Annotated in this window: 5 protein-coding genes; all 5 read left to right on the top strand. The window is 47.1% G+C overall.

Annotated elements, in window-relative coordinates:
* Window positions 1–162: succinate dehydrogenase, hydrophobic membrane anchor protein (sdhD, locus tag ACTHSP_RS18110; protein ID WP_440346602.1), on the top strand; the 162-nt coding region annotated here is incomplete at its 5' end.
* A 2-nt stretch (window positions 163–164) separates the two neighbouring features.
* Window positions 165–1,928, top strand: coding sequence for a succinate dehydrogenase flavoprotein subunit (gene sdhA, locus ACTHSP_RS18115; RefSeq protein WP_003686011.1), 1,764 nt, complete (start codon window positions 165–167; stop codon window positions 1,926–1,928).
* Window positions 1,929–2,047: 119 nt separating this feature from the next.
* Complete coding sequence (locus tag ACTHSP_RS18120; protein WP_002241462.1) at window positions 2,048–2,755, top strand: succinate dehydrogenase iron-sulfur subunit; 708 nt, start codon at window positions 2,048–2,050, stop codon at window positions 2,753–2,755.
* A 3-nt stretch (window positions 2,756–2,758) separates the two neighbouring features.
* Window positions 2,759–3,007: an FAD assembly factor SdhE gene (locus tag ACTHSP_RS18125; RefSeq protein WP_003678830.1), complete on the top strand. Its 249-nt coding sequence runs from the start codon at window positions 2,759–2,761 to the stop codon at window positions 3,005–3,007.
* A 124-nt stretch (window positions 3,008–3,131) separates the two neighbouring features.
* The gene (gene gltA / locus ACTHSP_RS18130) at window positions 3,132–4,415 is read left to right on the top strand and encodes a citrate synthase (RefSeq protein ID WP_003686103.1); all 1,284 of its coding nucleotides are present in this window, start codon (window positions 3,132–3,134) and stop codon (window positions 4,413–4,415) included.
* The last annotated feature ends 143 nt before the right edge of the window (window positions 4,416–4,558 follow it).

Here is a 4,558-nt window from a genome sequence, read left to right on the forward strand (position 1 = left end):
CAAGTGAGCTTCTTGGCCGTATTCCTGCATGCATGGGTAGGTATCCGCGATTTGTGGATGGACTACATTAAGCCTTTCGGCCTGCGTTTGTTTTTACAAGTTGCCACCATCGTTTGGTTGGTAGGCTGCTTGGTGTATTCAGTTAAAGTAATTTGGGGGTAAATATGGGTTTTCCTGTTCGCAAGTTTGATGCCGTGATTGTTGGCGGTGGTGGTGCAGGTTTACGCGCAGCCCTCCAATTGTCTAAATCCGGCCTGAATTGTGCTGTTTTGTCTAAAGTGTTTCCAACCCGTTCTCATACTGTAGCAGCTCAAGGCGGTATTTCTGCTTCATTGGGTAATGTGCAGGAAGACCGTTGGGATTGGCACATGTACGATACCGTGAAAGGTTCCGACTGGTTGGGTGATCAAGATGCGATTGAATTTATGTGTCGCGCAGCGCCTGAAGCCGTAATTGAGTTGGAACACATGGGTATGCCTTTCGACCGTGTGGAAAGCGGTAAAATCTACCAACGTCCTTTCGGCGGGCACACTGCCGAACACGGTAAACGTGCGGTAGAGCGTGCATGTGCGGTTGCTGACCGTACCGGTCATGCGATGTTGCATACTTTGTACCAACAAAACGTCCGTGCCAATACACAATTCTTTGTGGAATGGACGGCGCAAGATTTGATTCGTGATGAAAACGGCGACGTAGTCGGTGTAACCGCCATGGAAATGGAAACCGGCGAAGTTTATATTTTCCATGCTAAAGCTGTGATGTTTGCTACCGGTGGCGGTGGTCGTATTTATGCTTCTTCTACCAATGCTTATATGAATACCGGTGACGGTTTGGGTATTTGTGCCCGTGCGGGTATTCCGTTGGAAGACATGGAATTCTGGCAATTCCACCCGACTGGTGTAGCCGGTGCCGGTGTATTGATTACCGAGGGTGTACGCGGTGAGGGCGGTATTCTGCTGAATGCCGACGGCGAACGCTTTATGGAACGTTACGCTCCGACTGTAAAAGACTTGGCTTCCCGTGACGTGGTTTCCCGTGCGATGGCGATGGAAATTTACGAAGGTCGCGGTTGTGGTAAAAACAAAGACCACGTTTTGCTGAAAATCGACCATATCGGCGCAGAAAAAATTATGGAAAAACTGCCGGGTATCCGCGAGATTTCCATTCAGTTTGCCGGTATCGACCCGATTAAAGACCCGATTCCTGTTGTGCCGACTACCCACTACATGATGGGCGGTATTCCGACTAACTACCATGGCGAAGTTGTCGTTCCGCAAGGTGAAGATTACGAAGTACCTGTAAAAGGTCTGTATGCGGCAGGTGAGTGCGCTTGTGCTTCCGTACACGGTGCGAACCGCTTGGGTACTAACTCCCTGTTGGACTTGGTGGTATTCGGTAAAGCTGCCGGCGACAGCATGATTAAATTCATCAAAGAGCAAAGCGACTGGAAACCTCTGCCTGCTAATGCTGGTGAATTGACCCGCCAGCGTATCGAGCGTTTGGACAACCAAACCGATGGTGAAAACGTTGATGCATTGCGTCGCGAACTGCAACGCTCCGTACAACTGCACGCCGGTGTGTTCCGTACTGATGAGATTCTGAGCAAAGGCGTTCGAGAAATCATGGCGATTGCCGAGCGCGTGAAACGTACTGAAATCAAAGACAAGAGCAAAGTGTGGAATACCGCGCGTATCGAAGCTTTGGAATTGGATAATTTGATTGAAGTAGCGAAAGCGACTTTGGTGTCTGCCGAAGCGCGTAAAGAATCGCGCGGTGCACACGCTTCAGACGACCATCCTGAGCGCGATGACGAAAACTGGATGAAACATACCCTGTATCATTCAGATACCAATACTTTGTCTTACAAACCGGTACATACCAAGCCTTTGAGCGTGGAATACATCAAACCGGCTAAGCGCGTTTATTGATGAGTTTTCAGACGGCCTTTACCTTAAAGGCCGTCTGAAACCTAACCATACCCACATTGAACTGCTTGAATTCATAATACAAAATCATTGGGCAGTTTATGAGAAAAGGAACACTTCTCATGGAAAAAATGAGTTTTGAAATTTACCGTTACAACCCGGACGTTGATGCCAAACCTTATATGCAACGTTACGAGTTGGAATTGGAACCAACCGACGTTAAGCTTTTGGATGCTTTGGTGCGCCTGAAAGCGCAAGACGATACATTGTCTTTCCGCCGTTCTTGCCGTGAAGGTATTTGCGGTTCTGACGGTATGAACATCAACGGCAAAAACGGCTTGGCATGTCTGACTGATCTGCGCGGCCTGAAACAGCCGGTTAAAATCCGTCCTCTGCCAGGCCTACCTGTTATCCGCGACCTGATTGTGGATATGACCCAATTCTTCAAACAATATCACTCCATTAAACCTTACGTTGTCAATGATAATCCTATCGATGCGGACAAAGAGCGTCTGCAAACTCAGGAAGAGCGTAAAGAGTTGGACGGTTTGTACGAATGTATTTTGTGCGCCTGCTGTTCGACTGCCTGCCCGTCATTCTGGTGGAACCCTGATAAATTTGTTGGTCCGTCTGGCTTGCTGAATGCTTACCGTTTCATTGCGGATAGCCGTGATACTATTACTAACGAGCGTTTGGATAATCTGAACGACCCATACCGTTTGTTCCGTTGCCACACTATTATGAACTGCGTAGACGTATGTCCTAAACACTTGAATCCGACCCGAGCTATCGGTAAGATTAAAGAGATTATGTTGAAACGAGCCGTTTAAGAAATGATGGTTTTTGACGATATTGCCAAACGGAAAATCCGTTTTCAAACCCGCCGGGGATTGTTGGAATTAGACTTAATCTTCGGCAGGTTTATGGAAAAAGAATTCGAGCACCTGAGTGATCAGGAGTTGTCCGAATTTTCCGAAATCCTCGAATTTCAAGACCAAGAGTTGCTTGCCTTGATTAACGGACATTCGGCGACGGACAAGAAACACCTGATTCCCATGCTTGAAAAAATCAGACAGGCATGACGTATTATAGAGCTTGTTTGCGATGCTAATCCGAACAAGCTCTTTCCATACGGAGGCCGTCTGAAAAAAAGGACCGTGCCGCTTGGGCGGCAACGAAAGCCCCAACTTACAAAGGAGTTTAAGAATGTCTAAATCAGTCAAGCTCACCACCCCGAATCAAGAGACCTTGGAACTGCCAGTATTGGAAGCAAGTATCGGCCATGATGTGGTTGATATCCGTACTTTGACTAAAAATACAGGTCTGTTTTCCTTCGACCCCGGATTCGTGTCAACTGCAAGTTGTGAATCCAAAATCACTTATATTGATGGCGATGAAGGTCTGTTGTATTACCGTGGTTATCCTATCGAGCAGCTGGCAGAAAAATCCGATTATTTGGAAGTTTGCTATCTGTTGATTTACGGCGAACTGCCTACCCCTGAACAGAAAAAAGAATTTGATGCCACAGTCAGTCGCCATACTATGCTGCATGAGCAGTTGACTTGGTTCTTCCGCGGTTTCCGTCGCGATGCGCACCCGATGGCGATGATGGTTGGCGTGGTTGGCGCTTTGTCTGCTTTCTACCAAGACAGCTTGGATATTGCCAATCCAGAGCACCGCAAAATTGCGATTTACCGCTTAATCTCCAAAATTCCGACAATTGCGGCAATGTGTTACCGTTATTCCAACGGTCTGCCGTTCAATTATCCAAAAAATAACCTTTCCTATGCTGAAAACTTCTTGCACATGATGTTTGCGACACCATGTGAAGAATACAAACCTAATCCAGTATTGGCTCGCGCGCTCGACCGCATCTTTATCTTGCATGCCGACCACGAGCAAAACGCTTCTACTTCGACTGTGCGTTTGGCCGGCTCTTCGGGCGCAAACCCATTTGCCTGTATCGCTGCCGGTATCGCCTGTCTGTGGGGTGCTTCACACGGCGGTGCAAACGAAGCTGTGTTGAAGATGCTGGATGAAATCGGCGATGTATCTAATGTTGCCGCATACATGGAAGGTGTGAAACAACGCAAATACCGCCTGATGGGCTTCGGTCACCGCGTATACCGCAATATGGACCCACGAGCCAACATCATGCGTGAAACCTGTTATGAAGTCTTGAAAGAATTAGGCTTGGAAGACAGTCCTAAATTCAAGCTGGCGATGGAATTGGAACAAATTGCACTGAAAGATCCATTCTTTGTTGAACGCAAGCTGTATCCAAACGTCGATTTCTACTCCGGTATCGTCTTGTCCGCATTGGGCATTCCAACTGAAATGTTTACCGTTATCTTCGCATTGTCGCGCAGTGTAGGTTGGATTTCTCATTGGCATGAAATGATTAGCGATCCGGCACTGAAAATCGGTCGCCCACGTCAACTGTATACCGGTGCAGAGCGTCGCGATTACGTTCCGGTAGATAAACGTTAATAGACAATATATTAATATATTGTTGAAAAGTCGTTTGAAAAAATCGAATTGCCGTTTTCAATGAGATTGGTCGTAATTAATTAAGTTGATAGCAGGTAATTTGATTTGAAATAGGGTAGAATAAAGTGTCATTTCAGACGGCC

The sequence above is a fragment of the Neisseria sp. P0001.S005 genome, from assembly GCF_051963715.1.